Source organism: Mesorhizobium sp. M7A.F.Ca.MR.362.00.0.0, from assembly GCF_004023175.1.
Lineage (GTDB): Bacteria > Pseudomonadota > Alphaproteobacteria > Rhizobiales > Rhizobiaceae > Mesorhizobium.
In genome coordinates, this window is the sequence record NZ_RZTF01000672.1 from 1,262 (window position 1) to 1,795 (window position 534).

Below are 534 nucleotides of genomic sequence, written 5' to 3' on the forward strand. Positions count from 1 at the left end.
CGGCCTCCGGCGTGTTGGCAATCTGCCCGAGAAACGCGCCTCCACCCAGCCCGCGTTCAGCTCCCGGAAATTGTGTCTTTGGGGCCATCCAGTCCGATATAGTAGGTAGTTGTCATCATTTCCCTCCTGTTGTCGTGGCAGTGAATATCGTACCTGCCGTCGCATTCTGGCGGCCGCAGGTGACGCGCACCTGGGCGGAAGGAGCACGGGGTCAAAAGGTCTCAGGGCCGAGTCATCTCGGATCCGAACCCCGGCTAGGGTTCAAAGGGTTCGTCGTCAGCGGGGGCGTACCGCAGCCAAACCTAAGGGGACTGGAATGGAATCGGACGACGCGACGTTGAAGGAAAAATTCGAGCTTCGGCCGATAGTGGGGCTCACGAGCGGACTTCCCCCGACCGACCTGGAGACCCTCACGATCGACGCCATCCGAACCCACCGGCGTCTGGTGGACAAGGCCGATCAACTTTTCCAGGCATTACCTGAGGAGTATAAGTCACGAAATGTGATCGGCGGCGCTCGGCATCTCTGTTACAT

The 534-nt window shown here is 59.7% G+C and carries 1 protein-coding gene; it reads left to right on the forward strand.

Going from position 1 to position 534, the window contains the following annotated elements; all coding sequences use genetic code 11:
* Nucleotides 1-316: 316 nt before the first annotated feature.
* Nucleotides 317-534: transcriptional repressor TraM (locus EOC06_RS36675; protein WP_128310077.1), on the forward strand; the 218-nt coding region annotated here is incomplete at its 3' end.